Source organism: Microbacterium sp. PA5 (assembly GCF_049860775.1).
Taxonomy (GTDB): domain Bacteria; phylum Actinomycetota; class Actinomycetes; order Actinomycetales; family Microbacteriaceae; genus Microbacterium.
Window position 1 is genome coordinate 2,012,854 of record NZ_CP187567.1, and the last position, 26,758, is coordinate 2,039,611.

A 26,758-nucleotide genomic window follows, 5' to 3' on the forward strand; every position below is an offset into this window, starting at 1 on the left:
CGGTCGCTCAGAAGGGCGCTCCGAGATCCGTCCCGGCGTCAGGCTCCGCGTCGGGGACGAACACCAGCGTCCGCGCGGGCCGGTCGGGGTACTGTCTGCCGGTGGGGCTGGTCCAGTGGAAGACCCCGTCGGGGGTCTGTCTCACCCGCCAGGCGGAGTGGTGCTTCAGGGTGTGATGCCGGCGGCACAGGTGCGCGAGGTTGCCGAGTTCGGTGGGTCCGTCGTGTTCTCGCGCGGTGGTGTGATCGATGTCGCACCTTCGCACCGGGATCCGGCAGCCGGGGAACCGGCAATGCTCATCCCGCACCCGCAGCGCCCGCTTCAACTGGTCGCTCGGCCGGTACCGGTCCACCGCGAGCACGGTTCCGGTGACGGGGTGGGTGAGCACCCGGTCCCATCCCGACGCGGTGCCCGCCAGCCGCAGCGCCGTCGCGGTGTCGATGGGCGCGCGGCCGGTGAGCTCCGCCGGGGTGGTGTCCGCACCGAGCACGGTGAGTACCGGGACGCTGATCTGCACGTGCGCGACGATCGCGTCCGTCTCGGGGGTCGACGCGTTCGAGACCTCGGGCGTCGCGTGCCCGGTCAGCAGCAGGTCCGCGAACACGTCGGCACGGACCTCATCGATCCGGCGGCAGTCCTGCGCGATCGACGTATCCAGCAGCGTCGCGGCACCCGCCTCTGCGCTTCCTGCACCACCGCGCGCGTCGATCACGCGCCGGGCGTACCGGTCGAGGCGGTCGCGGATCCCGTGGGCGAGGTGCGCCGGCAGGGTCGCGATCAGCTCCGCCATCCCGTCGTCGAGGTCGCGCACCCACACCGACCGCCCCTTCGCCGCCACGGCGTGCCGCTCCGCGAACGGTACCGGATGCAGTCGCGCCGCGAGCAGCCGGGCGGCGGGCTTGACCCTCGCGGGCGTCTCGCGCCGGGCGACGTCGAGCACCACGGCTTCGTACGCCGCGCGAGCCTCGTCGTCCTCGATCGCCAGCCCCGACGTGACGATGACGCGCGCGTGCCCTGGAGAGACCTCCCCCGCAGCCAGCGCCGCCCACGTCGCCCCGAACCGCCCCGTGAACACCAGCGCATCGGAGAGGTCGCGCTGCACGGTGCGGTCCGACACCCGCAGCGCGGCGCCGATCTGCGCCGCCATCGACCGCATCGGAATGTCCCGCACCTCCGACGGACCCGCCACGTCGTCCTGCGCGCGGACGATCCCCGCGGCACGCGTCAGCACCGCTGCCCGTCGTGCCTGCAGCGCGGACAGTCCCCGCTGGATCTCCACCAGCTCGTCGACCACCGCGTCCACGTCGGAGGCGATCCCGGCGGTGATCGTGGCGGTGTCCGTCATGCCCCGATTCTTCCCGGAGCCCCCGACACCCGACCCCGAGAATCCCCGGTCAGCGGGGTTTCCTGTGGATAACCCCTGATCGCTGTCTTCTGGGGAGGAGAAGGCGACGCGCCGCGCCGACGTCGACGCCCGCCCCGATCCCGATCACACCGCGGGAAGCCGCGGCACCGACGCGAGCAGGCGCCGCGTGTACGGGTGAGCGGGCGCCGTCAGCACCGATCTCGTGGCGCCCTCTTCGACGATCCGCCCCGCCTCGAGCACCGCCATGCGCTCGCACAGCGCCGAGACGATGGTGAGGTCGTGCGACACCAGCAGGAAGCCGATGCCCTGCTCCCGCGCGAGCCGCTGGAGCAGCTCGATCACGGTCATGCGGACGGAGGTGTCCAGTGCGCTGACCGGCTCGTCGGCCAGCAGCAGGCGCGGGCGGGGGGCCAGGGCGCGTGCGATGGCGATGCGCTGTCGCTGGCCTCCGGAGAACGCGTCGGGATAGCGGTCCGCCGCATCGGGGGCAAGTCCCACCGCCGCCAGCAGCTCCGCGACCCGCGCGCGGTGATCGCCCTCGATCTGCAGCGAGCGCAGCGGCTCCGCGATGGAGCGGCCGACCGTCATCCGCGGATCGAGCGAGGAGAACGGGTCCTGATACACCGGCTGCACCGCTCGCCGGAACCGACGCATGCTCCGGCGGTCGCGCACATCGAGCCGGTCGCCGTCGAAGCGGACCTCACCGGCGGTGGGGAGCGACAGACCCAGCAGCAGGCGCAGCAGGGTGGTCTTGCCCGCCCCCGACTCGCCCACCAGCCCGAGGCTCGCCCCCGGGCCGACCGCGAGGGACACATCGGCGAGCACAGGGCGGGAGCGGCCGTAGCCGAATCCCACCCCCTCGGCCGCCAGGAGCGGCGTGATGTCGGTCATGCGTCCGTCCCCTCCCCCGGTGCAGGAAGGAACTCGTCGAGGCGGCGCGACGCGGCGACCAGCTGCGCGCTGTAGGGGTCGGCGGGCGCGCCCAGGATCTGCGCGGTGGCGCCGAGCTCGACCTGGCGACCGTCCTTCATGACGAGCACCCGATCGGCGATCCCGGCGAGCACCGGGAGGTCGTGACTGATGAACAGCAGGGACATGCCCCGGTCCGTCACCTCCCGCTGCAGCAGCTCCAGGATGCCGGCCTGCACGGTCACGTCGAGCGCCGTGGTCGGCTCGTCGGCGATCAGCAGCCGAGGATCGGCGGCCAGGGCGAGCGCGATCGCCACGCGCTGGCGCTGACCTCCCGAGATCTCGTGGATGTAGGAGCGGGCGATGCGCTCGGGCTCGGCCAGCTGCACCTCCGCGAGCGCGTCGAGCACCGCGCGCCGCAGTTCGTCGCCACGGAGTCCGCGATGATGGCGCAGCGGCCACTCCAGCTGCCGGCCGATGCGCATCAGCGGGTCCAGCGAGGCCAGGGGCTCCTGGAACACGGCGCTGACGACCGCCCCTCGCACGCCGTCCAGGCGTCGTGCGGGCGCACCGACCACCTCGACGGCGCCGCCGGGCGCGGCGATCCGCGCCGACCCGCCCGCGACCAGCGGATAGGGCAGCAGGCCCAGCACCGCGAGCGCCGTCAGAGACTTGCCCGATCCGGATTCCCCGATGATCCCCAGTCGCTCGCCCGGCGCGAGGGTCACGTCCACCCCGTGGACGAGCGCGCGCGGTTCCGGACCGCCGACGCGCACGGACAGCCCCGCGAGCTCGAGCATCGCCGGCACGGTCTCGGCGCTCATCGGATGCTCCTGGTCGTGGGGTCGGCGACGTCGCGGAGTCCGTCGGCGAGCAAATTCACGCCGATGATGAGGGCCACCAGCAGGATCCCGGGCAGCACCGCCGCGGTCGGCGCGACGAGCACGGTGCTCTGCGCCTCCTGCAGCATCCGCCCCCACGACGCATTCGGCGGGGGCGAACCGAGACCCAGGTACGACAGCGACGCCTCGGCGCCGACCGCTCCCCCGAACTGGAGCGCGAGCGGCACGATGAGGGTGGGCCAGACGTTGCGGAGCACGTGATGCCGGATCACGCCGAGCGTCCCCGTGCCCGACGTGCGCGAGGCCGTGACGAAGTCCTGCGCGAGCACCCGCGTGGCCGTCACCCGCGTCAGGCGCGCGATCACCGCCGCTCCCGCGAGGCCGATCGCGAGGATGGCGGACTCCAGCGACGCCCCGCGCCACGCGACGATGAGCATGGCGAGGAGGAGCGTCGGGAACGCGATCGCGATGTCGAGCAGACTCGAGACGGCGTCGTCGACCCACCGGCGGGCGACGGCGGCCAGCAGCCCCAGCGAGATCCCGACCACGGCGGCGATCGCGACCGAGCCGAAGCCGACCGCGAGCGCGAGCCGCGCGCCGATCATCAGCTGGGTGAACAGGTCGCGACCGAGACGGTCGGTGCCGGCCCAGTGCTCGGCCGACGGCGGCTGCAGGCGTCCGCCCTCGGTGTCGTCGAACGCGTACGGCGTCCAGAAGACCGACAGGATCCCGACCGCCGCGATGAGTCCGAACAGCACAGCGCCGACGGCGAGATTGACCGACCGGCGACGCCGCGGGCGGGCCGGCGGCGGCGTGGTCGCGGGCAGGGTGACGGCGGTCATGCGCGGGCCCTCGTCCGCCGGTTGCCCGACAGGCTGTCCCGCAGCCGGGGGTCGATGATGCGCTGGGCGATGTCGGCGGCGAAGCCCAGGAGCAGCACGAGAGCGGTGGAGAACAGCAGCACGCCCTGCACGCTGGGGAAGTCCTGCTCCTTGATGCCGACCAGCAGCATGTCGCCGAGACCCGGCAGCGCGAAGACCCGCTCGATGATCACCGCGCCGACGAAGGTGGTCGACAGCTGGATGGCGAGGATCGAGATGAGCGGCACGACGCCGTTGCGGACGCCGTGACGGCGCAGCGCCGCGCCGAAGCTCTGCCCCGTGGCGCGCGCGGCGCGGAGGTACTGCTGTCCGAGGATGTCGAGCGTCGCGCTGCGCACATACCGGGCGAGGTCGCTCCCGGCGACCAGCGCGATCGTCAGCACGGGGAGGGCGAGCGCGTACAGCGCCGCTCCCGGGTCCTCCCAGTCGGTGCGCGGGAACCCGCCGGCCGGGAACAGGCGCCAGCCGAGGGAGAGCACCGACACGAGCAGGATGCCGACCCAGAACACCGGGATCGCGCCGCCCAGCTGCGCCGCGGCCGAGAACGCGGTGCCGTACCACGTGCGGGCCTTCCAGGCGGCGAAGAAGCCGACCGGGACCGCGATCAGCACCGACAGCGCGAAGGAGATGAGCGTCAGCGGCAGCGTGACGTTGAGCCGGCGGACGATCTCGTCGCCGACGGAGAGCCGGTTGGTGAAGGACTGCCCGAGGTCGAACGAGAGCAGCTGCCCGACGTACTCGGCGAACTGCACGGGGATCGGACGGTCCACCCCGAGCCGGGCGGCGGCCGCAGCGATCTCGGCGTCGGTGGCCCCCACCGAGATGAGCGCGAAGACGGGGTTGCCGAGCACCCGGAGTACGACGAACAGGATCGTCACCGCCAGCGCGAACGCCAGCAGCAGCAATCCTGTCCGTCGTATCAGGTAGCGGGTGATCGCTCCGACCTTTCCGGGATTACGCCTTCGCGATGTCGTACACGTAGAACAGCGAGTTGAGGCCGTTCTGCGGCACCCCCGTCACACCGTCCGCGGCGATGCGCAGCTGCGGGTTGAGGTAGAGCCACACGCTGGCCGCGTCATCGGAGATCTGCTGGTTCGCCTTCTTGATGAGCTCGGCCTGCTCCTCCACGGTAGCGGCCGCCTCGGACTCCTTCAGCCACGTCTGCACGTCGGCGTTGTCGTAGCCCCAGTAGAAGTCCGGGTTGCCGTAGAAGTTGATGTCGCGATCGTTGACGTGACCCTGGAGGGTCGCCTGGAAGTCGGTGTCGGTGTACACCTTCTGGTACCACTCGTCGTCGGTGATGATGTTGATCTCCACCGTGATGCCGACCTTCGCGAGCTCGGACTTCACGAATTCCGCCACCGTCGAGTGCACGCCGGAATCGGGGGTGTCGAGGGTGAAGGTGAACCCGTCCGCGTAGCCGGCCTCGGCGAGCAGCTGCTCGGACAGCGACGGGTCGTAGGGGTTGTTGTCCGCGAGGTCGAGGTACCAGGGCTCAGACGGCGGGACCATGGAGCCGATCAGCTCGCCGCGGCCGTCCCAGATCGCGTCGAGCAGCTTCTGACGGTCGATCGCGGAGTACACGGCCTTCCGCACCTCCACCGAGTCGAACGGCGCGGTGCGGTCGTTGAACGCCAGGAGCTCCTTGGTGGTCGAGGTGCCCTCGATGATCTGGAAGCCCGCCGCCTCGAACTCGGCGAGGCTGTCGGGGTTGGACTGGCTGGTGACCAGGTCGACGGCGTTGGTGAGCAGCGCGTTGTTCAGCGCCGTCGGGTCGGCGTAGTACTGGTAGACGACGCCGCCGTTGGCGGGCGCCTCGCCCCAGTAGTCGTCGTTGACCTCGAGGGTGATGGAGTCGCCCTTTCGGTAGTCCGCCAGTGCGTAGGGGCCGGTGCCGTCGGCCGTGGTGGTGAGGTCGCCCGCTTCGGAGTTCACGATCCACACGTAGCCGAGGTTGTACGTGAAGCTGATCGACGGCTGCGAGAGCGTGACCTCGACGGTCTTCTCGTCCAGCGCCTCGACGGCGTCGATGACGCTCAGCTGATTCTTGCGGGCCGCGATGGAGTCCTCGCCGATGAAGCGCTCGAGGCTGTACTTCACGTCGTCGGCGGTGAGCGCCTTGCCGGAGTGGAACGTGGCGTCCTGCAGCGTGAAGGTGTACACGAGGCCGTCGTCCGACACCTCGGTCTCGGCGGCCAGGAGCGGCTCGACCTCGGCGTCGTCAGTGATCTTGAACAGGCCCTCGTAGACGTTGCCGGTGAAGACCTCGGTGACGCCCGATGACCCGCCGAAGATCTGGTCGAGGTTCGTCGGCTCGTTCTGGGAGCCCACGACGATCTCGGCGGCGGGGTCGGCCGATGCCGAGGCGCCCGCGCCGGAGGTGCCGGCCGCGCAGCCGGCGAGGACGAGGGCCCCGGCGGCGGCCGCGGCCGCGGCGGTCAGGAGGCGGGACAGGCGGCGTGAAGTCACGTCAGTTCCTTTGCTGTGGATGATCGTCGGCCGGGTGCGGGGCCGACGGGAGGGGGGAAGCAGGTCAGAGCGAGAAGCCGTCGGCGAACCGCACGCGGCGCTCGCCGGCCCGCACCGGGAACGGCAGGCGGTTCTGCAGCGGAGGCAGCGGGCAGTTCATCTGATTCGAGAAGCCGCACGGCGGCACCGTCGCCCGGTTGAAGTCGACCGTCACGGGGATGCTGTCGCCCGCCGTCAGTCCGGCCGCCGCGGCCGGATGGTCGAGGAAGAGGAAGCGCCCGGCGCCGTAGGACTCGGCGCCGTTGGTCCGGTCGCCGAACACGAGCTGCAATTTGGCCGTCCCGCCGTAGACCGTGTCGAACGCGGCGAGCCGGTACTCGGTGCCGTCGACGTCGAACACCAGATCGCCCGAGACCGGGAGCGTGCGCGTCGCGCCGGCGTCCTTGATGTGCTCGAAGGGGACCACGCGGTCCTCGTCGACGAGCTCGAAGCGCCCCTCGATGACCCAGGCGGGGTCGTAGTCGTACCGCTCGATGTCTTCGAAGGCGAGGTTCGCGGGCGAGTCCTCTCGCCAGATCCGGTAGCCCTCCTGGGGAAGGCCCGTCTCGAGGTCGGTGCGCTGCAGGCGCGTGAACAGCGCCGACGCGGGGTGTCCGTCGCGGGCCGTCTCCTCCGCCACCGGCTCGGCCCCGGCGGGCGACCAGTGGGTGAGCACGAGCGCGAGCGCACCCTGCGGGGCGGTCACCGTGCGCCGACGGGCGTCGGCCCACTCGAGGTAGGACTTCTCTTCGGACTCGATCGCGCGCAGACTCACCATGACAGGCAATCAAACGCCTGTGCGTCCGAGAAATTCCGTTGCAGACTGTTTCGCCTGAATAGATCTGCGCCCGCACCGGCGAGCGCCCCTCCGTCGTGGCGGCCGCCGCTCAACGACGTCGCGTCGCCCACAGCGCCCACGCGACGAGCACGGGCTGCAGGAACAGGCGCGCCAGTCGGCGTGCGTCCGTGTCGAGCCCCGGCGCCGAGGTGCCCTGACGCCATTGGTGGACGTTGCCGGGGAACACGGCCACGAAGAACGCGGCGATCGCGGTGCCGATCCGGGCGCGCTCGGCGGGCAGCAGCACCAGCGCGGCGCCGAGCGCCACCTCGACCACACCCGAGACGACGACGATCGTGTCCTTGTCCGTGCGCAGCACGCGGGTCGCCCAGTCCGGCACCGCGATGCGGAACCCCCGGCGCAGCGTCGTCAGGTGGGCGGCCCCCGCCGCGATGAGCAGGGCGGCGAGCGCGGCACGGGCGATCATGCGGATCATGCGGGCCACGCTACCCGGCGCGCGGGTCGTCACTTGCCGCCGGGAGGCCCGATGAGCAGGAGGACGGCGAACAGCGCGGTCACCGCGAGCGCGATGAGGAGCACCAGCACCCACGGGCGACGGAGGAACCACTGGAGGGGCGTGTCGTACCAGCGGCGGTCGGCGGCCTCGGCGGCGGGCGACGTGCGCCAGAGTCCGCCGAGCAGGCCGCGGCGGTGGAGCAGGATCTCGGCGGGGATGGTCGCATACGGGACCACCGCCGACGCGATGGCGAGCGCCGTCGGGCCCGGGCGCCAGCGGTTGTTCAGCGCGACGAGCACGGCGGTGGCTCCGTACGACAGGAAGACGAACCCGTGGATGCCGCCGGCGACGGTCACCGCGAGGCTCCAGCCGAGGGCGGCACGCAGGATGAGGGCCGTGATGAGGAGGGTCCAGGTGAGGGCCTCGGCGACGGCGAGGATGCGGAAGGCGGAGGCAGGGGTGCGGAACACGCCTTCAGCTTACCTGAAGGAAGGGGACGACCCTGTGAGCTGCCCGTGCGGTCGGCGGCGCCTCAGACGATTCCGGCGCGGATGCCGTCGAGCGACTCGGCCACCTTGGGCAGGCGCTGGGAGAGCACGCCGTCGAGCTCGAACAGCCTGTCCCGCGCCTCCTGCAGCACGCGGGCACCCTTCGGGGTCACGTTGAGATCGCTGGCCGCACCGGCGTGAGCCGTCGCGTCCTCCACGAGCCCGTCGTCGACCAGGGTCCGCACCGCGGTGTGCGCCGACTGCACGGTGATGTGCGAACGGCGGGCGAGCTCGGAGAACGAGATGCCCGGCTCCGCGTAGATGTGGCCGAGCAGCCCGAACTTGCGCGTCGTGATCCCGAGATCGCGCAGGATCGCCGCGAGCTGCCCCTCCCACATCGCCGACACCGCGAGCAGCGCGATGACGGGGCTGAATCGAGGCTTGTCGTCGGTCATAGGCACCATGCTAACGACGCGCACGGCGTGTCGGAGGCCCCGCGTACCGTGACTTGCGAGAGAAGGAGACTCCCATGGACTGGAAGATCGAGCTCATCTTCGTCCCGGTCACCGATGTGGACCGCGCGAAGGACTTCTACGTCGGGATCGGCTTCCATGCCGACCACGATCAGCGGCCATCGCCCGACATCCGGTTCGTGCAGCTGACCCCACCGGGATCGGCGTGCTCGATCGCGATCGGCGAGGGACTGGGCATCGACCTCGAGCCGGGGCGCCAGAACACGATCCAGGTCGTCGTCCCCGACGCCGATGCCGCCCTCGCGCAGCTCCAGGCGGCGGGAGTGACGGCACGGGGCGTCGAAGAGCTGGACTGGGGCCGCTTCGTGACGTTCGACGATCCCGACGGGAACACGTGGACCCTCCAGCAGCTGCCGGTGTGGTCATGACGACGCCGGACGCCGAGGAGTTCACGCAGCTCCTTCCGCTCGAGTTCCACGCGATGGCGGGCGTCGAGGACTGGCGGGTGCTCTACTGGGGTGCCCACGCGTTCTACGCCACCGGCTCGTTCGCCGAGGCAGCGGAGTTCGTCGCCGCGATCGCGGCGGCCGCCGCGGAGGTCGGGCACGACCCCGACGTCGACGTGCGACCCGAGGGCGTCACGATCCGTGCCTTCAGCCGTCGTGACGGAGCACTGAGCCGCAAGGACGGCGAGCTCGCCGCCGCGATCAGCGTCGCGGCCCACAGTATGGGCCTGCGTCCCGACCCGAGCAGACTGCAGGTGGTCGGGATCGCCGTGGCGCAGGACGCCGGCGTCGACACACGCCCGTTCTGGGAGGCGGCGTTCGGAACCTACGAGCGCAACGGCGCCGAAGACCTCACCGATCCGCTCCGGCGGGGACCGCACCTGTGGTTCCACGAGATCTCTCCGCCGCGGCCGGGCCGCGGGCGCACGCACATCGACGTGTCGGTCCCCGCGGAGGAGGTCGAGGCCCGGGTCCAGGCGGCGGTCGCCGCCGGCGGCCGCATCGTCGACGACTCGCAGGCGCCCAAGTGGTACACGATGGCGTCGCCGGACAACCACGGCGTCGACATCGCGGGGTGGGCCGACTCGATGGCGTGAGCCCGACTCAGCCGGCCGGGACGAGCGTGCAGTTCTGGAGGAAGGGCTCCGTCCACTCGGCGGTCAGACCCCCGTAGACGCTCAGCCGCGTGAACTCGTACAGCTCGGCCTCTCCGCCCGGCAGCAGGTGCAGGACGCGCACGCGTCCCGGCGAGTCCTCCACGAGGCGCCACATGTCGCCGTCCACCCACAACCCCGACGACAGGACCGCGTCGGCGGTCGGGCCGACCAGGTCGTCGACCGTCGTCGTGCTGGCGAGGCCCTCAGCGGTGACCGTCGCGGATCCGCACGTCACCGCGCCGGAGCCGCCCGGCGGTTCCGGAACCGTCGCTGGGACCGGGCGCTCGGGGTCGATGCGGACGTCGTCGGTGCCGAACACCTCTGACGCGGACGCGTGCCCGACGTCGATGACCGTGCGCTCCCCGACGGGATCGTCGAGTTCGACGGTCAGTTCGAACACCGCAGGCTCCAGCGGGAGGCACAGGGCCTCCACCCGCCGCTCACGATACGACAGCGCCACGGTCACCTCCACGGTGTCGGCGGTCTCCGTCACCGCCCACACTTCGTAGTCCTCCGCGCGCGGTGCGCAGCGGTGCGTCTCGACGGTGACCGTCAGCTCGGCGGACCGCGGGTCGACGATCGGCGCCACCTCGAACGCCACCGCTTCTCCGTCCGGCACGTCGCGCCAGAGCGCGCAGCGTCCCGTCAGGAGCGTGCGCTCCCCCACCGCATCCGCCGCGAAGATCCGCGCGAATGTCACATCCGCGCTCGACTCGTCCGCCGTCTTCGCCGGCGCCAGCAGCAGCAGTTCCCCGCCCGCCTGGGAGCCTACGACCCACTCGGCCGCGTGCGACGCGATCCCCGGTGCGGCCTCTCGCAGGATCCGTGCATGTTCGGCGTCGAGCTCGGACGCCCTGACGTCGGCGACGAGGGCGTCGCCGTCGACGACGACCTCGCCGCAGCGGTAGTCGCCGAGCGGCTGCCAGGTCGGGGTCGGCTGCACGCCCACAACGTCCGCGTCGGGACGGGACGCGACGGCCCCGGCGACCCCCGCGACGATGCAGGCGACAGCGGCCAGGGCGGTCGCCGCCGGCAGCCATCTCCGTGGGAGTCCGCGGCCCCGGGCGCGGCCGGGCGGCCTTGACGCTCCGGATGCACGGGTCTGCGCGTGCGCCGCGGGCACGACACCTGACGAGGGCGATGCGAACTCATCCGTCAGCCGCCGACGCACGCGGTCCACGGCGGCGGCGTCGAAGTCGTCGCTCCCGACCTCATCCAGAACGTGACGCAGATCCACGGCTCTCCTCCTTCGCCTCGCCGGCCGCCTGCGCGGCGCCGAGCAGTCGTCGCACACGATGCAGTCGCGACCGCACGGTGCCCACCGGGACGCCGAGCACGTCGGCGAGTTCTTCGTACGTCAGCCCTGCCCACGCGTAGAGCTGCAGCGTTTCGCGGTCGCTCGCCGAGAGCGCCTGCAGCGCGGGGGCGAGCGAACGCACCGCCACGGACGCATCCGTGCGTGCGTCGGCGGCATCGATCCCGCCCTCGTCATGTGCGTGCGCGTCGCGGGTCGCTGAGACGATCGACCGCCAGTGCGCCGCCTCGACGGCGCGGTGTCGGCGGATGAGCCGCACCGCGATGCCGAGGAGCCAGGGCTTCGCGGACTCCGTCTCAGCATCGAACGACGCCCGCCGCCGGAACGCCGTCAGGAAGGTCTCGCTCACGATGTCCTCGGCCGCATCTGCGCCGGCCCGGCGCGAGACGAACGCCCCGATCACCCGAGCATGACGGTCGAACAGCGCGGCGAACTCCGCGGGCGCGGCGAGGGAACGCCGGATGATCTCGCCGTCGCTGGTCACGATCAGTATTGGCGGATCTGACGTGTTCGGTTCACGAGGTCAGGATGACACGTCCGCCGGCGCGTGAGCGGCAGGGAACAGCACGCGCAGCGAGAACCAACGGTCGTCGGTGATCACCGAGACGGTGCCGCCGTACGCCAGCGCGGCGGTCTCGATGTTGCGGAGCCCGTAGCCGTGGCCCTGTCCGCGCTGTCGCGTCACGATACGGTCGCCGTCTCGCAGCACCACGCCGTCGAAAGTGTTCTCCACCCTCACCATCGTGAAGTCGTCCTGGGCGAAGACCGCGAGCCGGATCATCCGCTGCTCCGGCACTGCGAGCGTGGAGGCGCCGTCGATGGCATTGTCCAGGGCGTTCCCGACGAGCGAAGTGAGCTCCAGCGGCCGCATGAAGGCGAGCAGGCGGCCGTCCGCGACCACCGAGACCTCGATCCCCCACTCCCGGGCGCGAGCGATCTTGGCCGTGACGATCGCGTCGAGCACGTGACTGCCCGTGCGCACCACCGCCCCATACCGGTCGATCGACTCCTCCAGGTCATCGATCATCCGCGCACGCGTCGAGGCGTCTTGCTCGGACCGGATCGCGTCGAGGTGGTGCTTCATGTCGTGGTGCTTGCGGTTGACCTCGTCGATGGAGCGACGAGTGATCTCGTACTGGTCGTGCTGGCTGCGCAGGAGCTGGGCCATGGCCTCCGCGTCGCGGCGCGCCACCGCCTCGTTGTGCACGCGCAGCTGCACGTGGAGCGCGATGTAGCCGCACAGGTCGACGAGCGTGCGGATGTAGAGGATCTCGGTTCCGAAGCGACCGCTGAAAGGAGTGTCGGTCGTCACGAAGCTGAGATTGGAGATGCCGAACGTCGCCACCGCGATCGCGACCGCCCCCGCAAGCTGCGTGCCGCCGACGTCGAAGCGCGCCTGGCGGGTGAACTGCCGATGCTCGGCGACGGCCACCCCCACGAAGATCGTTCCGTACACGAGGAGCGCGCCGACGGTCTGGACGTACGGGTCGATGAGCCCGGCGTAGAACCTGTCGATCTGCCAGAAGCCCGATGCGGCGAGCTCGGCCAGTACGAACGCGCGCGTGACGACGAAGCCCGCGCCCCGCGCCGAGGCGTCGATGCCGGTGAAGACGAGCGCGTACATCGTGGCCGCAGCCAGCAGCATGCCCGGGATCCACCACTCCAGCGGCAGGGTGCCCGCCCACAGCTGCACGGCCAGAAGAGCCGCCAGACCGCCGAGCGCGATCCCGGCGGTGGCAGGCGCCCGGAAGCGGCGACGCGCGATGACGATGTAGACGGCGCAGGCACCCCATTCGGCGATGGCGGTCAGGTAGCGCGGGATCTCGGCGAGGACGGGCCCGTCGACGTCGTTCACGCCGAGATCCCGCGCGAGCCGATGTGCTCCGCCAGCGCGGCCAGGAACTCCCTCTTCCGGGGCCGGCTGATCGGCAGGCGCCCGCCCCCGCGGATCCGGCAATCGCTGCCCTCGATTCCCGTGACGTGCCGGAGATTCACCAGCAGCCCGCTGTGGCAGCGCATGAAGCCGCAGTCGGCGAGCTCGGCCTCCATCGCCTTGACCGTGGTGGCGATGCTGAACGTCGTGTCCAACGTATGGAGGTCGATGCGGTGACGTACCGACTCGATGTAGCGGATGTCGTCGACGCCGATGCGATGGTGGGCGCCGTCGGTGGCGGTGAACAGCAGCTCGCGCCGCGGGCGCCGGCGGATACGCGTCAGCACGCGTGTCATCTCCTGCTCGAACGACGCGTACGAGACGGGCTTCAGGAGATAGCTCAGCGCGTCGACCTCGTAGCCGCTGACCGCATAGTGCGGAGAGCTCGTCACGAAGACCATGATGACCTCCGAGTCGACCTCGCGGATCCGGCGCGCAGCCGTCATCCCGTCGACCCTCGGCATCTGCACGTCGAAGAACAGCACGTCCCAGTCGGGCCGGTAGTCGGCGATGACGTCGGCACCGTCGTGGAAGGCGCCGACGTGGAACTTCTCCCCGTGCGCCCGTTGGAAACGGTCGAGGTGCGACAGGAGGCGCTCGATGGCACCCGCGTCGTCCTCGACGATCCCGATGCGGATCACTCCGCCACCTCCGACTCTCTCAGCTGAACCCCACGACTCTGCGCGCCACGTGGTACGCGAATCGCGTGGCGCTGCGCCCCGCCTGCCCGGGGAGGTTGCTCACCGCGCCCAGCAGGGTGCGCCGCATCCGCGTGTAGAGCCACGGGTTCTCGGCCCGGACCTCGCGCCAGAACCGGTCGCGCTCCCGCAGGTGAGCGGGTGACCCACCGCGGGCAAGCGTAGCGCTGGTGACCGCGCAGACGCCCTCGACGTGGTGGAGGAGCGCCCGTTGCAGCTGGATCGGCACGTCGCCGCTCGCGACCTCCGCCTGGGCCGGGAGGGTCGCGAGCGCCAGACGATTCACACGCAGCTGCTGGTCGACGCGGCGAAGCATCACCTCGGGCGCCACAGACTGGCCCGCCCGTCCCACGAAGTAGCGGTAGAGCGGCACGGGAAGGTAGCGCATGCGGCGCACGTGGCGCAGCGGCGTCATCACGAACAGGTTGTCGACGTAGAAGGTGTGCTCGGGAAGGCGCAGTCCGCAGTCGCGCAGCAGCTGCGTGCGGTAGACGATCGCGTGCATCATCAGCACCTGGCGGCGGGAGAAGCGATCGGTCTCGGCCCAGGTGAACACCCGGTCCACAGGGAAGACCGAATCGAAGCGCGCCACGCGCGGGGTCTTGTCGAGCCGTTCGTGCACGAAGTCGGTGAACACGGCGTCCACGTCGGTGCCCGCGGCCTCTCCCTCGGCCAGTGCCCTCACGAGCACCCGCAGGGCATCGAGGTCCAGCCAGTCGTCGGCATCGAGCACCTTGAGGAACGTGCCTGTCGCGGCGCCGATCCCCGTGTTGATCGCGCCGCCGTGGCCGCGATTGACCTGGTGGATGACACGCAGCCGGTCCGGGGCCTGCGCGGCCCAGGCGTGGGCGACCTCCCCCGTCCGGTCGGTCGAGCCGTCGTCGACGACGATGACCTCCACCCCGTCGATCGCGGTCAGCCCGCTCAGCGCCCGTCCGAGGTAGGCGGCCGCGTTGTACGCGGGCACGACGACGCTCAGCAGGGGCACGCCTCCCACCTTGGCCGAAGGCGCGCTCATCGCCCGGCCCCTTCGGCCGTGCTTTCCGCGACCTCGACCGAGACCGGCACCTGGCGGAAGATGACCTTGAAGATCGGGTAGAAGACCCAGAACGAGATCGCCGAGTTGATGATCATGGTGAGGACGTCGGCGGTCACCGCTCCACTGCTGCCCCAGCCGAGGGTCACCATGAAGAAGTCGTAGATCGCGGCCTTGTAGAAGCCCTGGGCCGCGGCCGCCAGGAAGGTGATCGCCACATAGGCGACGGTGTACCAGAGCGCGGCGACCCACACCGAGGTGTTGGACTTGAAGGTGATGTTGCGCTGGAGGAAGAAGTTGATGATCTGCGCGATGAGGAGCGTGATCTGGACCGCGAGGAAGTAGGCAAGCCCGCCACCGCCCTCCGGCAGCGCTCCGGCCGCGTAGTCGAACATGTAGTACTGGCTGCCGTCGACGTTCGAACCGACCGGGAGAACCTGGAAGCCGACGTCGGTCAGACCGGTGAACGTCGCGAACCCCCAGCGGAACAGCGGCATGAGCGCCAGCTGCAGCACCGTGACGCCGTTGGAGAGCACGAAGAACATGAGGAACTTCGACAGCTCGGGGCGGCTCGTCTGGAACCCGATCCACCACTTCTTGATCGCGGCGAACATCATGCACTCCTGTTCATGGCTGCGGCGTCGAACGCCTTCTGGGTGGCCCGCTCGGCACGCCGGCCTGCGAGGAACGCGACCAGGACACGGCCGAGGCCACGGATGGACTGGCCGTTGACCAGGGTGAGGACCGCGGCGGTGAGCCGCCGCGTGGCGAGCCCCCCGCTCATCTTGGAGATCACGCGGAACGGGCCGTTGAGGAGGAACAGGACGTTGAGGTCGGGCGCCCCGGCGCGCTCCGCCGCACGCCGACGCCGGTCAAGGATGCCGTACGCGATGCGGGCGAGCGCGCTGCGCGCGCCGGCCATGCGGTCCATCGGGTCGTTCTCCCCCAGCGGTCCCGGGGCCCAGTCGCGCGGCGGAATCGGTCTGCCCAGCAGCTCGGCGAATGCGGCGTCGGCGTCGGTGGCCGCGGCGCCGCCCGCCGGAGCGTCCCGCGGCGCGAGCGAGACCCCGCCCCGCGACACGACCGCGCTCAGCCGCTGATCGCCGACGTGGGCGCCGACGATCACGTCGTACTCCCCCGCCTCCACGAGCCACGATCCGGACGTGACGTCGAAGAAGCGGAAGGTGCGCGGTCCGAACGGGAGGCTCACGCGCTCCGCGCCGCCCGGCTCCAGCCGCACCTTGGCGTACGCCTTGAGCTCGCGCACCGGACGGAGCACGCCGCCGGCGCCGGCGCGTCCGACGTACAGCTGCACGACGTCGGCGCCCGCGCGCGACCCGGTATTGGTCACGGTCACGTACGCGCCCGCGTCGTCGACCTCGAAGTCGCTGTACGCGAACGACGTGTAGCCGAGTCCGTATCCGAAGGGGAACGCGACCGGCACTCCGGCGGTCTCGTAGTGCCGGTAGCCGACGAACGGGCCCTCGCGGTACTCGGCGGTGCGGTCGGTGCTCGGGAAGCGGGACGCGGTGGGCGTGTCGGACAGCACGAACGGCATGGTCTCGGCCAGCCGGCCACCCGGCTCGACGGCGCCGGTCAGGACGTCGGCGATGGCCTCGGCGCCGGCCTGGCCGCCCAGGTAAGCGTGGATCAGCGCGGTGGCGTCGGCGGCCCACGGCGTCTCCACCACGCCGCCGGCGCTCAGCACCACCACGACCTTCGAGGTGACGGTGCGGATCGCCCGCAGCAGCCGCACCTGCTCCTCGGGCAGAGCTAGCGACGAGCGGTCGAGACCTTCGGACTCGGCGATCTCGGGCAGGCCCAGCGCCAGCACGACGACATCCGCGCGGGCCGCGAGCGCCACGGCCTCGCTGTGGAGCGCCAGGTCGGCGCGTCCGTCGCGGCGGAAGCCCTCGGCCACCCCCACGAGGTCTACGGGCGCCGCGGCCAGTGCCTCGGCGAGCGTCGGCACGCGTGTCGCATTGACCAGCGACGACCCGGCCCCCTGGTAGCGCGGGACGGTGGCGAAGGCTCCGATGAGCGCAACGGCGGTGCCGTCCGCCAGCGGCAGCAGGTCGTCCTCGTTGCGCAGCAGCACCGCGGACTCCGCAGCCGCCCGGCGCGCCAGCGCATGGTGGGCCTCAAGGTCGGCGACACCCCGGGGCCCCGCCGTCACTCGCCGTACGAGCTCCACCAGCTCCGTCACGCGGGCGTCGAGGTCGGCGAGCGACAGCGTCCCCGCCTCGACCGCGGCCACGATCTCCCGCGCCGAGTCGAAACCCGGCGACGGCATCTCCAGCGTGCCCCCGGCGGCGACGGCCGCGACCGCGTCGTTGCCACCTCCCCAGTCGGAGATGACGGCTCCGTCGAATCCCCATTCCCGACGGAGGATGTCGATGAGCAGATGTGCGTTCTCGTGGGCGTAGACGCCGTTGACGAGGTTGTAGGACGACATGATCGCCCACGGGGCGGCCTCGCGGACGACGATCTCGAACGCCGTGAGATAGATCTCGCGCAGGGTACGCTCATCGACCACCGAGTCGCTGACCATCCGGCGCAGCTCCTGGCTGTTCACGGCGAAGTGCTTGGGCGTCGCGGCGACGCCCTCGGACTGGATGCCGCGGACGTACGCGGCGGCCAGGCGCCCGGACAGCTCCGGATCCTCCGAGAAGTACTCGAAGCTGCGCCCGCCCAGCGGGCTCCGCTTGATGTTGAGCCCGGGTCCCAGCAGCACCCCGACGCCCTGCGCGGACGCCTCGCGTCCGAGCGCGGCGCCGATCTCCTCGGCGAGGGCGTCGTCCCAGCTGCACGCCACGGTCGCCGCCGTGGGGAAGCAGGTCGCCGGTTCCGAGCCGTTGATGCCGAGGTGGTCGGCCGAGCCGACCTGCTTGCGCACGCCGTGCGGTCCATCGGCGAGCCAGACGGCCGGGAGGCCGACGCGTGCGATCGCGCGGGTCTGCCAGGTGTTGGCCCCGCTCAGCAGCGCGGCCTTCTCCAGCAGGCTCAAGCCGGCCACGAGCGTGGAGGTGTCTTTCACGGGAGGTCTTTCGTCGGAGAGGTGGGCAGGAGTGGCCGCCGGGCCGGCGAGCAGACGTCCGGCCCGGCGACCACGTTCATGCGGTGACGGTGCTGCGGTGACGACGCACGCGCAGGATGACCATCACGAGCGCCGCGGCGATCAGCAGACCGATCACCGAGGTGATCACGATCTGCCAGACGACCCACGCCGGCGGCGTGTACTCGACCGTCGCGCCGGGCGCGAGGCCGTCCATCGCGTTGGAGTTCGCGACGGTGAACAGAATGTTGTGCGTCGCGGTGCGGATGTCGGTCACCGCCTTGGCCGAGCTGCTGTCGTTGAACGACTTCGACGGCTGGAAGGTGAGCATCAGATCCGTGCCCGCGTCGATGCCCTCATTGGGGTTCATGTACGGGTACAGGTTGAAGTCGGAGATCGCGAAGCCCTCGAAGCCCCACTCGCCGCGCAGCACCGTGTCCATGAGAGCCACGGAGCCACCCGCCCAGGTGGCGCCGATGCGGTTGAACGAGCTCATGATGCCCGCTGCGCCGATCGACGTCTGCGCGACGGTCCCCTGGTCGTCGGACAGGTACGTGACGTCCATCGAGATGTTCTTGACGCCGATCTCGAAGGGCTTCAGATAGATCTCCCGGATCGTCTGCTCGGTCGCCCACGTCGCGATGCCGTTGTTGACCCGGTTGGTCTCCTGCTCGTTCATCGCGAAGTGCTTGATCATCGTGTAGACGCCCTTGGTGCCCACGCCGTTGGCGACCGCCGTCAGGAGCGCGCCGGAGAGCACCGGATCCTCGGAGTAGTACTCGAAGTTGCGACCGGCGAACGGGGAGCGGTGGAGGTTCACCGCCGGGGCGTACCAGCCGTTGACGTTCTTGAAGATCGCCTCGTTGCCGAGCATCACGCCCATCGCCGTGCCGAGCTCCACGTCCCACGTCTGGGCGATGAGCACCTCGGACGGGTAGGCCGTGCCGTTGATCTCGGAGTTGATGAACGAAGAGAACCCGGCGGGCCCGTCCGGCTCCAGCGTCTGCGGCTTGCCGATCGATCCGATCGCCGCGGTCTGGTAGGCGCCGTTGAGCAGCATCGCCGACATGTCGCCGACACTCAGCGAGTCCAGCAGCTCGTCCCACTTCGGGTCGTCCTTGGCGAGGCCTCGCATGTCGATCAGCGAGAGCTCCGACGCGGCGCCGGTCGTGGGCATCTCCCCCTCGAACGCGGCGGCGGCACCCTCGTGATCCCAGGCGCCGAACCCGGCCGCCACGGCCTCGTCGGCGACGAGCAGCTCGCCCTCCGGCGCGGTCGGGAAGGTGCCGGCGAAGTCGGCGCGCGACATCACGGGGATCTTCCCCGCCTCGCCCTGAGTGGTGAACTGCGCCGACACGTCGTCGAACTGGTTCGTGACCGCCGCCAGGTCGGACGCACGGTGCTGGTCGCCCGCGTAGACCACGTCGGCGTCGACCGTGTAGGTGAACGGCTCGGTGCCGGCGGCGACCGTGTGGGAGTCGGTCCGGACGCTCAGCGCGTAGTCGCCCGCCTCCAGCACGTACGCACGCTCGCCGAGGTGGTCGTAGGAGGCCATGTCCTCCACCGCGATCTCGACGGTCACCGACTCGGACGCGCCCGGCTCGATGACCCCGGTCTTCGCGAAGTCGCCGAGCACGACCGCCGACTTCTCGATGCCGCCCGGCGTGTAGGGCGCCGAGTAGTACAGCTGCACGACGTCACGACCGGCGACGTCACCCGTGTTGGTCACGTCGACCGTCACGGCGATCGTGCCGTCGGTGGCCCCCGCCTCGGTGCCGGTGATCCGCCACGCGAAGTCGGTGTAGCTGAGGCCGTAGCCGAACGGGTACACGACGGCGTCGTCGTAGTCGATGAAGCCCTCCGCTGCCGCCGTCTCGTAGTACCGGTAGCCGTAGTAGATGCCCTCGGCGTAGTTGACGAACGGGGCCTCGTCGGTGACGGTCGCGTTCGACGTGGCGCTCTCGGTCACGGGCACCGGGTAGGACGGCGACACGTTGTCGTAGAGGAAGTGGCCGAAGTTCGCGAAGGTCGGGTCCGCCGTGAAGTCGGCTGCCCACAGATCGACGGTGTGGCCGGACGGGTTGACGTCACCGCTCAGGATGCGACCGAGCGCGTTGAGCGCGGTCGCGCCCGGCGAACCGGCTAGCAGGATCGCGTCGACCTCGGCATCGTCCTGGAGATCGCCGAGCTCGACGGTCGTCGACGCGTTGACCACGACCACGACGGTCTCGAAGTTGTCCTGAGCGAGGGCGATCATGTCGCGCTCGTCCTTGTTCAGCTCGAGCTGGTGCTGGCCCGGCTCGGCGTTCTCGTCCCACCCGGTCATGTCACGGGTCAGGTCGCCGCCTTCGCCGCCGGGACGGCCGATGAACACCACCGCGGCGTCGGCGAACTGCGCGAACGTCGACTCCTGAGCCTCGTAGCCGGCCACCGGCATCTCGCCGATGTCGTACGTGGAGATCTCCGGCTTGTCCATCTCGATGTAGCCGCGCGGGTTCTCGGCGGCGAAGGCCTCGATCGACGCGTACACGGCGTCGTTGATCTCGAACCCGGCGTTCTCGAGCCCGAGGCGCGCGTTGACGGCGGAGTTGGTGTCGACCGAGCCCGATCCCGACCCGCCGTAGACGGGGTCGGCGGCGGCGCGGCCGAACATCGTCACCTTCGCGCCGGCATTCAGGGGCAGCGCGGCAGCGTCGTTCTTGGCGAGGACGATGCCGCCCGCGCCGATCTCCTCGACGAGCTCGAGCGACGCGGCGTCGACCTCGTCGATGTCGGCGTAGTCGGCCTCGTAGTACTCGGTCTCCCAATCCGCCGACTCCTCGGAGTTGGTGAACGTGTACGTGCCCGACCCCAGCTGAGAGGCGACCCATCCGGTCGCGACGTTCAGGCCGACGTTCGCGACGACCGTGACGATCGTCACGAGCGCGATCGCGGGGATCCAGATCGCCAGGTACTTCTTGTTGGACATCCGTGCCTTGGCGGCCGGCGCGCCCGGGGAGGGTCGTGCGTTCACGGCTCTTCTCCTTCAGTGGTGTAACGCGGGGTGGGGAAAGCGGGGGCGGGAGTCAGGGGCGCGCCGCGCGCGCCGCCCTTCCGCGAGCAGGGTGCGCCGCCCGCCCGATTTCGGGTTCGGACGGGCGGCGCGGAGAGGTCAGCCGGTGACCTCGGAGATGTTCCCGTCCTGGTCGATCTGCCAGGTCTGGCCGGTCGCGGCCGACTCGGCCTCGATGACGTACTTGCCGCCGTCGATGTTGACGGTACCGGTCACGCGCTCGGCGGCCTCGGACTTCACGAACGGCATCACGAGCAGGCCGTACTTCTCGGTGGGCTGCTGGACGTCGCCGGCGAGCATGACCTGCTTCCAGCTGGGGTCCTCGGCGAGCGCGTCGACCACGGCCTGGCGCGCCGCCTGCAGGTCGGCGGCCACGTCCACGTCGGCGACCTCGGTCTGGGAGCCGTTGTCGGCGGGGGTGGTCGAGCACGCGGTCAGGCCGAAGGCACCGGTCGCGAAGATCAGGGTGGCGAGCGTGGCCGCGCGCATCTTGTTGGTGTTCATCTCTGCTCCTTTAGGGGGTCGGGCCGCGAGGTTCCGGGGCCCGGGTCTGTGTTCTGCGACGGCATCCTGGGACGCCGTCCCCGGTCGAGGCCGGCAGAAACGTTCTCTGCCGGCCTCGAGCGGGTCGGTCGGCGACTACTCGGAGATCACTCCCGCGTAGTTCAGGCCGAAGCCGTAGTCGTACGCGTTGCCGTTCGCGTCGGTGTAGGGCGTCATGTCCTTCGCGACGTCCTCCAGCTGCGCCTCGACGGTGTCCATGTCGGCGGGGAACTGGATCGGCAGACGACCCTGCGGCTCGTAGAGGCCGAGGGCGACCTGCAGCAGGGCCTTGTCACTCGTGCCGAAGCCGACGAGGATCGCGTCCGAGTCGGCCTCGAACTCAGCCGGGATCGTCGCGTTGGACGCCTTCAGGACGGTGATGACCGGGATGTCCTCGCCGGACGCCTTGACAGCGTCGACCGCGCGCTCGAAGGCGTCGAGATCGGCCTCGTTCAGCACGTGGGAGGTGTTCCCGTAGTACGACCGGTTCTCCTTCGTGCCGTCCTCGAGGATGTCACCGCTGATGGAGGTCTTCCGGACGTTCTCGCCATCGGCCGTGTAGGGCCGGTACTGCAGCGAGAGCGGGTAGAACTCCTTCGACTCGGAGTCACGGCCGGCGTTGGTGAACGTGCCGCCGTTGTCGGGGCTGTTCATCCCGACGAGCACCAGGTCCACATCGCTCAGGTCGGGGGCGGTGTAGCTCGTCACCACGCCGTCGTCGTCCATCACGACCTCGTCGGTGAGCACGGTGCCGAAGTACTCCTCGGCGACCTCGAGGTCCAGTCCCGCGTATTCGGTGTAGGTGGCCGGCCCGAAGGCGCCCGCGATCCCGATGTTGTACGAGCGGGGGATGTAGACCGTCTTGTCCTCCCAGTCGGCCGCCTCGGCCGCCGACACCGTCTCGCCGTCGTTCTTGAGCATGACGACGGAGTCGAGCTGGGCGGCATAGCCCGCGGCGACCTTGTCCTCGCTGGCGAGGACGGCCTTGGAGGCTTCGAGGTCCACGAACGCGTTCTCGTACAGACCCGGGTTGAACATCAGCGTGAGGATGCGCGCCGCGGACTCGCGGAAGCGCGTCTCGGCGTCGACCTCCTGGTCGCCCGCCTCGAACTGCTCCTGCCACAGCTCGGCGGCCTCGAGGATGTGGGTGGCGTCGTTCACGCCGCCGAACATGTCGTGGCCGGTGCCCAGCACCTTCACATAGCGTTCTGCGGGCGTCAGGTCCTCCGCGCCCCACGCCATCGCGATGAAGGCATCGGGGTCGGTGGCGCCGGTCATGACGCCCCAGTCGGTGACCACGACACCGTCGTAGCCGTTCTCGTCGCGGAGGATCGACATGCGGCCCGAGTCGTACGCGGTGCCGGTGCGGTCCTCGAACAGCGGCTCGCCGTCGGCGTCGAGTGCGATCGAGTACGCCGTCATCACCGCGGCCGAGTCGAGCGAACCGAGGAAGGCCTCCGTGTGCTCGGCGAGGTTGTCGCCCGGGTACACGCCGTACTTGCCGGCTTCGGTGTGCGACTCGCGGCCGCCTTCGCCCGGTCCGTCGCCGGCCCAGTGCTTGATCATCGCGTTGACCGACTCGGGGCCCCACGCGTCTTCGCCACCGCTGCCCTGGAAGCCGTCGACGTACGCGGCGGCGAGCTCGGCGTTCTGCGCGGCGTCCTCGCCGAAGGTGCCGGCCACGCGCAGCCAGCGCGGCTCGGTGGCGAGATCGATCTGCGGGCTCAGCGCCGTGGCGATGCCGAGGGCGCGGTACTCCGCTGAGGCCATCTCGCCGAACGTGCGGGTGTGCTCGACGTCGAACGTCGCAGCGAGGCCGAGGCTGGACGGCCAGCGCGAGATGTCCTCGCCGTCGGCGTTGTAGCCGCCGCTCCCGGCGGTCGAGCGCGGGTCCGAGCTGAAGTTCACGGGCACGTACGGGGTGTCGGCTGTCGCCAGGGTCTCCACGAACGCCTGCATCTCGTTGACCCACGGCACAGTGTCTTCGACGTTGCTGCCCGCGGCGTTGAGGACGTTGCGGAGGTTCGACTCCTCCAGGTACGTCTTCTGCGGGTCGGTCAGACCGTCGGCGGGCGAACGCTCGTGCGAGCTCACCAGCATGAGACCGGCGATCTGCTCGATCGACATGTCCTGGGCCAGGTCGGCGGCGCGCTCCTTCGAGTCCAGGCGCCAGTCCTCCCACGTGTCGAGTTCGCCGTTGGCGTTCATGTCCTTGAATGCGAGCGTGTCGTCGCCGTCGGCGACCTCGAGCAGCTCGATCGGTCCGTCAGCGGAGTACGACAGCGTCTTGCCGCCGTTGGGGTTCTCGACGACCACGAAGTCCGTGGTCCCGTCCGTGACCTCGCGGGTCGTGTAGGAAGCCGGCTCGGAATCTCCGAACGTGCATCCGGTCAGAGTGATCGCAAGTCCGATCCCGGTGATCGCTGCGATTCCCTTTCTTGGCAGGGCCCTCATTGGCCTATCCCTTTCGTCATCGACGTTCACCCGCCACGCGTCATGCGGGAGGGTGCTGGCCCCGCCTCTGGGGCCACACCGCCGTGGTCCGTCGCGACTGTGCGTCTGCTCGTGCAGGGGGACGGGGTGGTGCTGAATCGACGTTTTCACGCAGGGGTGGACGGCCCGGGGGCAGACGCACGAATGGTCGTTTCCGTCGCACGATCTGTCGCCGGCGACCCGATCGGGCGGGCTTCCGTGACCGTTCCGTGATCCGCGAGCCGGGGTGATGCCGTCGTGCCCATAGGCTCGGAGACATGGTGGAGCAGCATCAGGGACACATCAGTCCCGACAGCCAATGGTCGACGTACGAAGCGAACGTGCAGTCGTACCGAGGCCTGTCGATGTCGGCCCAGTCCCTCTACCTCGCCGTCGGCGCGATCCTGCTCGGCGTGGGCGACAGGCTGCCGTTCTTCACGGTGCTGATCCTGGCCATGGTGACGACCTGGTACGTGTTCTTCCCCGTGATCTTCGCCCGGTGCGCGATCGTCGACTTCCACAAATTCGACCTGGGATCGCGGTTCGACCGCGACGGCAACCCGCGGGAGTCGACCGACGACTCACGCCTGTCGGAGCGCGCATACGCGAACCTCTGGCGCGGTCGCGGGCTGCGCGCGCGGGTCGCGTCGCACATCGACATGCCCGCGGGACAGCGCTTCCGCACGATGCGCCAGACGCGGCTGAAGCTCGACCTGTTCATCCCGATCAGCGTCACGATCGTCTGGCTCGTCTTCGCCGCGTACATCCTTCTCTCGGCGTAGCCGCGGCTGATACGACCTGGTCCTGCTCACGAGCGCCACCCGTACGCCCGGTTCCGACCACAACGAGGGGCGCGCCGGCGAGCCCGTGCCGTAGCGCCTTTCGTTGCGGCACGCAATGCGACGGTCTCTCCCCTCCTTGCACAGCCGCGAGCGGGAGAGGAGTGTGAAAGGAAGCCGGGCGTGGTGTTTCACGGAGCCTTCGAGCAGCTGCATGCCCCCGCGTGCAAGCCGACCCGATAGTCGACGTCCAGGAAAGAGGTCCCGATGGGACGTTTTGATTACGACACGCTCGCCAAAGTCGAGGTCGAGGATCGCGCCCTCGCACACGTTCAGCTTGTCGTGGGCAACAAGCTGCGCCGTGTCGAACCGTTCTACTTCACATGGCGGGAAGACCCGAGCACGGGCGAAGGCCGCCGATCCGTGTGGCTCCATCCGGCCGCCACCCTGAGGTACGACTTCTTCGGCAGCCGCACGCCGGCATTGAATCGCGACTGGCTCGAAGCCCTCGCGCTGACGGCGAACTCCCCCAACGGACTCCACCTCATCCCCGAACCGGCGGGCCCGGTCCCCTCGGACGCGGACGTCGATACATCCCTCGAGCCCTGAGCGAGAGCGTCACCACACCCCATCTGCCACGATCGCCGCACTCGACACGATGTCACCGTCGTCGCCCGGGCGATGAGCGAACGTGCGCAGCACGTGGGGGAAGACGCAGGAGCCCCCGGCGAGTCGCGCATGTGCAGCGACCTGCCGGGGGCTCCCCGTATCAGTGAGGTGGTACTACTGACCAGGAGTTCTAGAAGTCCCAGTCCTCGTCTTCCGTCGCGACGGCCTTGCCGATGACGTACGACGAACCCGACCCGCTGAAGAAGTCGTGGTTCACCCTGCGTGCGCGCAGGAGCACGTCTCCCCCGGAAAGACGCGGGTTATCAGGGGGCGACGGAGGATAACGCAGGGCGTCCGGGAAGGGCAGGTGTGGGCAAAACGTGGGCAGACGACGCGCGCAGCCTGTTCACCCAGTGAGCCGTCAGCGGATCGTGCGCCTGCCCATCGAGGGACGCGGCCGCCCGGTGGAGCAGCTGGTCGTAGCGGGCGGCGCCCACGCCGAGCTCGTGGTAGATCGCCTCGTCTTTCGCGGCGGTGTGGCTCGGCCATGCCGCCTCGAAGTCGAGCAGCTCCTCGATCGACGGGCGCGGCCGCCGTGCTCCCCCAGTGCGCATGGCGACGAGTCTGCCCGGGGCCACCGACTCGTCAGAAGCGGCTGAGCAGGTCCGCCTTCTTCGCCGCGAACTCGTCCTCGGTGAGGATCCCCGCGTCGCGGAGGCTCGCGAGCTGCTGCAGCTGCGCGGTCACGTCGACGACCGGGGCGGCAGGTGCTGGCGCGGCGGGTGCCGGCGCGGGTGTGGCCTGCGACGGGTGCGAACCCATGATGAGGCTCGTGAGCGTCGACTTCACGATCTCGGCCTCCTTGTGCGAGACGCGGAAGTCGACCGTGTTCCCCGTGGTGATCACGGAGACGAGAGAGTTCATCATCCCGTCGCGCTTCGTCGTGACCGACGACATCGACTTCACCGGGATCATCTCCGTGCCTGCCTTGCCGTTCTTCACGCCGGTGGCGAGCATCGACAGCCCGCCCGTCAGGACGCCGGCAGTCACCTTCGCGCCGGAGACGCCACGGTCCAGGCGCCACTCGATCCGGTCAGGGTAGATCTCGACCTTCGCGTTCTTCCCCGCGATGTGCGACGTGAACTGGTACAGCGGTGTGTCAGCCATGACTTCTCCCCAGAAGTGTGTGTGCCGCCGAGCGTAGCGCAGCGCCCGCACGGATCACACCGCAGGAGACCGTACGCGACCGCGTGACGCGCAAAACGCCCCGCCACGCCTCCCAGTGAGGGAACGGCATGGCGGGGCGGCCTGCAAGGCGTGAGGGTGGGCGACGTCGGAGGTC

General features: G+C 70.2%; 26 protein-coding genes. 4 read left to right on the top strand and 22 right to left on the bottom strand.

Going from position 1 to position 26,758, the window contains the following annotated elements; translation table 11 throughout:
* Window positions 1-7 precede the first annotated feature (7 nt).
* From ACPWUT_RS09400 to ACPWUT_RS09445, 10 genes are all read right to left on the bottom strand, one after another.
* Window positions 8-1,345: a DUF222 domain-containing protein gene (locus tag ACPWUT_RS09400; protein WP_425836832.1), complete on the bottom strand. Its 1,338-nt coding sequence runs from the start codon at window positions 1,343-1,345 to the stop codon at window positions 8-10.
* Window positions 1,346-1,489: 144 nt separating this feature from the next.
* Complete coding sequence (locus ACPWUT_RS09405; protein WP_425836835.1) at window positions 1,490-2,257, bottom strand: ABC transporter ATP-binding protein; 768 nt, start codon at window positions 2,255-2,257, stop codon at window positions 1,490-1,492.
* On the bottom strand, window positions 2,254-3,099 hold the full coding sequence (locus ACPWUT_RS09410) for an ATP-binding cassette domain-containing protein (protein ID WP_425836838.1): 846 nt from the start codon (window positions 3,097-3,099) through the stop codon (window positions 2,254-2,256). Before ACPWUT_RS09410 ends, ACPWUT_RS09405 begins: the two co-directional genes overlap by 4 nt.
* A complete protein-coding gene (locus ACPWUT_RS09415) occupies window positions 3,096-3,959 on the bottom strand; it encodes an ABC transporter permease (protein ID WP_425836841.1) in 864 nt (287 codons plus the stop codon). The genes ACPWUT_RS09410 and ACPWUT_RS09415 overlap by 4 nt, the downstream gene beginning before the upstream one ends.
* Window positions 3,956-4,933, bottom strand: coding sequence for an ABC transporter permease (locus ACPWUT_RS09420; RefSeq protein WP_425842249.1), 978 nt, complete (start codon window positions 4,931-4,933; stop codon window positions 3,956-3,958). The genes ACPWUT_RS09415 and ACPWUT_RS09420 overlap by 4 nt, the downstream gene beginning before the upstream one ends.
* Before the next feature lie 19 nt (window positions 4,934-4,952).
* Window positions 4,953-6,467, bottom strand: a complete 1,515-nt coding sequence (locus tag ACPWUT_RS09425; protein WP_425836844.1) for an ABC transporter substrate-binding protein — start codon at window positions 6,465-6,467, stop codon at window positions 4,953-4,955.
* A gap of 64 nt (window positions 6,468-6,531) precedes the next feature.
* Window positions 6,532-7,284 (bottom strand): DUF1684 domain-containing protein, encoded by a 753-nt coding sequence (locus tag ACPWUT_RS09430; protein WP_425836847.1) that lies wholly within the window; start codon window positions 7,282-7,284, stop codon window positions 6,532-6,534.
* A gap of 109 nt (window positions 7,285-7,393) precedes the next feature.
* Window positions 7,394-7,780 carry a DoxX family protein gene (locus ACPWUT_RS09435; RefSeq protein ID WP_425836850.1) on the bottom strand — a complete coding sequence of 129 codons (387 nt, stop codon included), beginning with the start codon at window positions 7,778-7,780 and terminating at the stop codon, window positions 7,394-7,396.
* A gap of 29 nt (window positions 7,781-7,809) precedes the next feature.
* Window positions 7,810-8,271: a DUF3817 domain-containing protein gene (locus tag ACPWUT_RS09440; protein ID WP_425836853.1), complete on the bottom strand. Its 462-nt coding sequence runs from the start codon at window positions 8,269-8,271 to the stop codon at window positions 7,810-7,812.
* Between the two features lie 62 nt (window positions 8,272-8,333).
* Window positions 8,334-8,744, bottom strand: a complete 411-nt coding sequence (locus ACPWUT_RS09445) for a MarR family winged helix-turn-helix transcriptional regulator (protein WP_425836856.1) — start codon at window positions 8,742-8,744, stop codon at window positions 8,334-8,336.
* Window positions 8,745-8,818: 74 nt separating this feature from the next.
* On the opposite strand from ACPWUT_RS09445, the gene ACPWUT_RS09450 reads away from it, so the two are divergent.
* Both ACPWUT_RS09450 and ACPWUT_RS09455 read left to right on the top strand, forming a co-directional pair.
* Entirely contained in the window at window positions 8,819-9,190 is a 372-nt protein-coding gene (locus tag ACPWUT_RS09450) for a VOC family protein (protein WP_425836859.1), read from the top strand.
* Window positions 9,187-9,864, top strand: a complete 678-nt coding sequence (locus ACPWUT_RS09455) for a VOC family protein (protein ID WP_425836862.1) — start codon at window positions 9,187-9,189, stop codon at window positions 9,862-9,864. The genes ACPWUT_RS09450 and ACPWUT_RS09455 overlap by 4 nt, the downstream gene beginning before the upstream one ends.
* Before the next feature lie 7 nt (window positions 9,865-9,871).
* Here the strand turns inward: ACPWUT_RS09455 and ACPWUT_RS09460 are convergent, their stop codons facing one another.
* The 10 genes from ACPWUT_RS09460 to ACPWUT_RS09505 all read right to left on the bottom strand — a co-directional run bounded on the left by ACPWUT_RS09460 (window position 9,872) and on the right by ACPWUT_RS09505 (window position 23,872).
* Window positions 9,872-11,161, bottom strand: coding sequence for a hypothetical protein (locus ACPWUT_RS09460; RefSeq protein ID WP_425836865.1), 1,290 nt, complete (start codon window positions 11,159-11,161; stop codon window positions 9,872-9,874).
* Window positions 11,136-11,723, bottom strand: coding sequence for an RNA polymerase sigma factor (locus ACPWUT_RS09465; protein ID WP_284527701.1), 588 nt, complete (start codon window positions 11,721-11,723; stop codon window positions 11,136-11,138). The genes ACPWUT_RS09460 and ACPWUT_RS09465 overlap by 26 nt, the downstream gene beginning before the upstream one ends.
* Before the next feature lie 39 nt (window positions 11,724-11,762).
* Window positions 11,763-13,094 (bottom strand): GHKL domain-containing protein, encoded by a 1,332-nt coding sequence (locus tag ACPWUT_RS09470; protein WP_425836869.1) that lies wholly within the window; start codon window positions 13,092-13,094, stop codon window positions 11,763-11,765.
* A complete protein-coding gene (locus ACPWUT_RS09475; RefSeq protein ID WP_425836872.1) occupies window positions 13,091-13,813 on the bottom strand; it encodes a LytR/AlgR family response regulator transcription factor in 723 nt (240 codons plus the stop codon). Before ACPWUT_RS09475 ends, ACPWUT_RS09470 begins: the two co-directional genes overlap by 4 nt.
* Before the next feature lie 19 nt (window positions 13,814-13,832).
* The gene (locus tag ACPWUT_RS09480; protein WP_425836875.1) at window positions 13,833-14,888 is read right to left on the bottom strand and encodes a glycosyltransferase family 2 protein; all 1,056 of its coding nucleotides are present in this window, start codon (window positions 14,886-14,888) and stop codon (window positions 13,833-13,835) included.
* Window positions 14,885-15,520, bottom strand: a complete 636-nt coding sequence (locus ACPWUT_RS09485; protein WP_425836878.1) for a hypothetical protein — start codon at window positions 15,518-15,520, stop codon at window positions 14,885-14,887. The genes ACPWUT_RS09480 and ACPWUT_RS09485 overlap by 4 nt, the downstream gene beginning before the upstream one ends.
* A complete protein-coding gene (locus tag ACPWUT_RS09490; RefSeq protein ID WP_425836881.1) occupies window positions 15,520-17,943 on the bottom strand; it encodes a glycoside hydrolase family 3 C-terminal domain-containing protein in 2,424 nt (807 codons plus the stop codon). Before ACPWUT_RS09490 ends, ACPWUT_RS09485 begins: the two co-directional genes overlap by 1 nt.
* Window positions 17,944-18,019: 76 nt before the next feature.
* On the bottom strand, window positions 18,020-20,974 hold the full coding sequence (locus ACPWUT_RS09495; RefSeq protein ID WP_425836884.1) for a glycoside hydrolase family 3 C-terminal domain-containing protein: 2,955 nt from the start codon (window positions 20,972-20,974) through the stop codon (window positions 18,020-18,022).
* 138 nt (window positions 20,975-21,112) lie between these two features.
* Window positions 21,113-21,517 carry a hypothetical protein gene (locus tag ACPWUT_RS09500; protein WP_425836887.1) on the bottom strand — a complete coding sequence of 135 codons (405 nt, stop codon included), beginning with the start codon at window positions 21,515-21,517 and terminating at the stop codon, window positions 21,113-21,115.
* A 135-nt stretch (window positions 21,518-21,652) separates the two neighbouring features.
* Complete coding sequence (locus ACPWUT_RS09505; RefSeq protein WP_425836890.1) at window positions 21,653-23,872, bottom strand: glycoside hydrolase family 3 N-terminal domain-containing protein; 2,220 nt, start codon at window positions 23,870-23,872, stop codon at window positions 21,653-21,655.
* Window positions 23,873-24,306: 434 nt separating this feature from the next.
* Here ACPWUT_RS09505 and ACPWUT_RS09510 point away from each other — a divergent pair, with 434 nt between their 5' ends.
* Together ACPWUT_RS09510 and ACPWUT_RS09515 are read left to right on the top strand one after the other, a co-directional pair.
* Window positions 24,307-24,810, top strand: coding sequence for a hypothetical protein (locus ACPWUT_RS09510; protein WP_425836893.1), 504 nt, complete (start codon window positions 24,307-24,309; stop codon window positions 24,808-24,810).
* Window positions 24,811-25,074: 264 nt separating this feature from the next.
* Window positions 25,075-25,416 (top strand): ATP-dependent DNA ligase, encoded by a 342-nt coding sequence (locus ACPWUT_RS09515; RefSeq protein WP_284527702.1) that lies wholly within the window; start codon window positions 25,075-25,077, stop codon window positions 25,414-25,416.
* Window positions 25,417-25,739: 323 nt separating this feature from the next.
* On the opposite strand, the gene ACPWUT_RS09520 is transcribed toward ACPWUT_RS09515, so the two are convergent.
* Complete coding sequence (locus ACPWUT_RS09520; RefSeq protein ID WP_425836896.1) at window positions 25,740-26,030, bottom strand: DUF3263 domain-containing protein; 291 nt, start codon at window positions 26,028-26,030, stop codon at window positions 25,740-25,742.
* Window positions 26,031-26,061: 31 nt separating this feature from the next.
* Entirely contained in the window at window positions 26,062-26,583 is a 522-nt protein-coding gene (locus tag ACPWUT_RS09525) for an SHOCT domain-containing protein (protein WP_425836899.1), read from the bottom strand.
* Between the last annotated feature and the right edge of the window lie 175 nt (window positions 26,584-26,758).

What these genes read in the sequence shown, in the direction of transcription:
- ACPWUT_RS09435 (WP_425836850.1), bottom strand. Translation starts at nt 7,780, where the DNA reads ATGATCCGCATGATCGCCCGTGCCGCGCTCGCCGCCCTGCTCATCGCG.
- ACPWUT_RS09410 (WP_425836838.1), bottom strand. Translation starts at nt 3,099, where the DNA reads ATGAGCGCCGAGACCGTGCCGGCGATGCTCGAGCTCGCGGGGCTGTCC.
- ACPWUT_RS09405 (WP_425836835.1), bottom strand. Translation starts at nt 2,257, where the DNA reads ATGACCGACATCACGCCGCTCCTGGCGGCCGAGGGGGTGGGATTCGGC.
- ACPWUT_RS09520 (WP_425836896.1), bottom strand. Translation starts at nt 26,030, where the DNA reads ATGCGCACTGGGGGAGCACGGCGGCCGCGCCCGTCGATCGAGGAGCTG.
- ACPWUT_RS09445 (WP_425836856.1), bottom strand. Translation starts at nt 8,744, where the DNA reads ATGACCGACGACAAGCCTCGATTCAGCCCCGTCATCGCGCTGCTCGCG.
- ACPWUT_RS09525 (WP_425836899.1), bottom strand. Translation starts at nt 26,583, where the DNA reads ATGGCTGACACACCGCTGTACCAGTTCACGTCGCACATCGCGGGGAAG.
- ACPWUT_RS09400 (WP_425836832.1), bottom strand. Translation starts at nt 1,345, where the DNA reads ATGACGGACACCGCCACGATCACCGCCGGGATCGCCTCCGACGTGGAC.
- ACPWUT_RS09500 (WP_425836887.1), bottom strand. Translation starts at nt 21,517, where the DNA reads ATGAACACCAACAAGATGCGCGCGGCCACGCTCGCCACCCTGATCTTC.
- ACPWUT_RS09455 (WP_425836862.1), top strand. Translation starts at nt 9,187, where the DNA reads ATGACGACGCCGGACGCCGAGGAGTTCACGCAGCTCCTTCCGCTCGAG.
- ACPWUT_RS09415 (WP_425836841.1), bottom strand. Translation starts at nt 3,959, where the DNA reads ATGACCGCCGTCACCCTGCCCGCGACCACGCCGCCGCCGGCCCGCCCG.
- ACPWUT_RS09485 (WP_425836878.1), bottom strand. Translation starts at nt 15,520, where the DNA reads ATGTTCGCCGCGATCAAGAAGTGGTGGATCGGGTTCCAGACGAGCCGC.
- ACPWUT_RS09430 (WP_425836847.1), bottom strand. Translation starts at nt 7,284, where the DNA reads ATGGTGAGTCTGCGCGCGATCGAGTCCGAAGAGAAGTCCTACCTCGAG.
- ACPWUT_RS09515 (WP_284527702.1), top strand. Translation starts at nt 25,075, where the DNA reads ATGGGACGTTTTGATTACGACACGCTCGCCAAAGTCGAGGTCGAGGAT.
- ACPWUT_RS09510 (WP_425836893.1), top strand. Translation starts at nt 24,307, where the DNA reads ATGGTGGAGCAGCATCAGGGACACATCAGTCCCGACAGCCAATGGTCG.
- ACPWUT_RS09480 (WP_425836875.1), bottom strand. Translation starts at nt 14,888, where the DNA reads ATGAGCGCGCCTTCGGCCAAGGTGGGAGGCGTGCCCCTGCTGAGCGTC.
- ACPWUT_RS09450 (WP_425836859.1), top strand. Translation starts at nt 8,819, where the DNA reads ATGGACTGGAAGATCGAGCTCATCTTCGTCCCGGTCACCGATGTGGAC.